The 2,671-nt window shown below is 57.4% G+C and carries 2 rRNA genes; both read left to right on the top strand.

What is annotated here, in order from left to right:
* Positions 1 to 2,515: ribosomal RNA gene (locus tag ACFOYX_RS36285) — 23S ribosomal RNA — on the top strand; the annotation flags it as partial.
* Between the two features lie 95 nt (positions 2,516 to 2,610).
* Positions 2,611 to 2,671 (top strand): 5S ribosomal RNA (gene rrf, locus ACFOYX_RS36280); the annotation flags it as partial.

The following is a 2,671-nucleotide window of genomic DNA, read 5'->3' as shown; positions in this document are numbered from 1 at the left end:
ACCTGAAACCGTTCGCCTACAATCCGTCGGAGCCTTGCGGGGTGACGGCGTGCCTTTTGAAGAATGAGCCTGCGAGTTAGTGGCACGTGGCGAGGTTAACCCGTGTGGGGGAGCCGTAGCGAAAGCGAGTCTGAATAGGGCGATTCAGTCGCGTGTCCTAGACCCGAAGCGGAGTGATCTAGCCATGGGCAGGCTGAAGCGCGGGTAAGACCGCGTGGAGGGCCGAACCCACCAACGTTGAAAAGTTGGGGGATGACCTGTGGTTAGGGGTGAAAGGCCAATCAAACTCCGTGATAGCTGGTTCTCCCCGAAATGCATTTAGGTGCAGCGTCGCGTGTTTCTTGCCGGAGGTAGAGCACTGGATGGTCTAGGGGGCCCACAAGCTTACCGAAATCAGCCAAACTCCGAATGCCGGTAAGTGAGAGCGCGGCAGTGAGACTGCGGGGGATAAGCTTCGTAGTCGAGAGGGAAACAGCCCAGATCACCAGCTAAGGCCCCTAAGCGTGTGCTAAGTGGAAAAGGATGTGGGGTCGCATAGACAACCAGGAGGTTGGCTTAGAAGCAGCCACCCTTTAAAGAGTGCGTAATAGCTCACTGGTCAAGTGGTCCCGCGCCGACAATGTAGCGGGGCTCAAGCACACCGCCGAAGCTGTGGCATTCACATTTCAACCTCGCGGCGCCTTGATGTGCCGTGCAGGTGTGTGGATGGGTAGGGGAGCGTCGTGCCGGGGGTGAAGCAGCGGGGTGACCCAGCTGTGGACGCGGCACGAGTGAGAATGCAGGCATGAGTAGCGAAAGAAGGGTGAGAAACCCTTCCGCCGGATGACCAAGGGTTCCAGGGCCAGGCTAATCCGCCCTGGGTGAGTCGGGACCTAAGGCGAGGCCGAGAGGCGTAGTCGATGGACAACGGGTTGATATTCCCGTACCCGCGAAAGAGCGACCCTGACGAACCTCGTTGTGCTAACCACCCGAACCGGTGGAGGTCTTCGGACCGATACTGGGGAGCGTGGGAACCTGACGGGTAGTAGTCAAGCGATGGGGTGACGCAGGAAGGTAGCTGAGCCCGGCCGGTGGTTGTGCCGGGGTAAGCGTGTAGGCCGGCGTGTAGGCAAATCCGCACGCCATGAAGGCTGAGACGTGATGCCGAGCCGATTCAGGTGAAGTCAGTGATCCTATGCTGCCGAGAAAAGCCTCTAGCGAGTTCTTAGCGGCCCGTACCCCAAACCGACACAGGTGGTCAGGTAGAGAATACCGAGGCGATCGGGCGAACTGTGGTTAAGGAACTCGGCAAATTGCCCCCGTAACTTAGGGAGAAGGGGGGCCGGAGACGTGAAGCCCCACGCGGGTGGAGCGTTGTATGGCCGCAGAGAGCAGGGGGAAGCGACTGTTTACTAAAAACACAGGTCCATGCGAAGAAGTAATTCGATGTATATGGACTGACGCCTGCCCGGTGCTGGAACGTTAAGGGGACCTGTTAGCTCTTCGGGGCGAAGCGGAGAACTTAAGCGCCAGTAAACGGCGGTGGTAACTATAACCATCCTAAGGTAGCGAAATTCCTTGTCGGGTAAGTTCCGACCTGCACGAATGGCGTAACGACTTCCCCACTGTCTCAACCACAGGCCCGGCGAAATTGCATTACGAGTAAAGATGCTCGTTACGCGCGGCAGGACGGAAAGACCCCGGGACCTTTACTATAGCTTGACATTGGTATCCGAATTAGCTTGTGTAGGATAGGTGGGAGCCGGTGAAGCTCATACGCCAGTATGGGTGGAGGCAATCTTGAAATACCACTCTGGTTGATTTGGGTATCTAACTTCGGACCGTTATCCGGTTCAGGGACAGTGTCTGGTGGGTAGTTTAACTGGGGCGGTTGCCTCCTAAAGGGTAACGGAGGCGCCCAAAGGTTCCCTCAGCCTGGTTGGCAATCAGGTGTTGAGTGCAAGTGCACAAGGGAGCTTGACTGTGAGACTGACAGGTCGAGCAGGGACGAAAGTCGGGACTAGTGATCCGGCACTGGCATGTGGAAGCGGTGTCGCTCAACGGATAAAAGGTACCCCGGGGATAACAGGCTGATCTTCCCCAAGAGTCCATATCGACGGGATGGTTTGGCACCTCGATGTCGGCTCGTCGCATCCTGGGGCTGTAGCAGGTCCCAAGGGTTGGGCTGTTCGCCCATTAAAGCGGTACGCGAGCTGGGTTTAGAACGTCGTGAGACAGTTCGGTCCCTATCCGCCGTGCGCGTAGGATACTTGAGAAGGGCTGTCCCTAGTACGAGAGGACCGGGACGGACGAACCTCTGGTGTGCCAGTTGTCCCGCCAGGGGCACGGCTGGTTAGCTACGTTCGGAAGGGATAACCGCTGAAAGCATCTAAGCGGGAAGCTCGCTTCAAGATGAGGTATCCCACCCACTTTGTGGGGTAAGGCCCCCAGCTAGACGACTGGGTTGATAGGCCGGAAATGTAAGCCCGGTAACGGGTTCAGTTGACCGGTACTAATAGGCCGAGGACTTGACTACGAAGCTGCTACGCGTCCACTGTGCAACTCCCGACAAACGAACAACACCCCCAGTGGATTTGCTGGTTGGTTGGTTGTTTGACATGTCGATAGAGTTACGGCGGTCATGGCGGAGGGGAAACGCCCGGTAACATTCCGAACCCGGAAGCTAAGCCCT

This window comes from Micromonospora sp. GCM10011541, from assembly GCF_042650725.1.
Classification (GTDB): Bacteria; Actinomycetota; Actinomycetes; order Mycobacteriales; family Micromonosporaceae; genus Micromonospora; species Micromonospora sicca.
The sequence above is the reverse complement of the archived record's forward strand: the minus strand, read 5'-3'. Positions and strand labels throughout refer to the sequence as shown.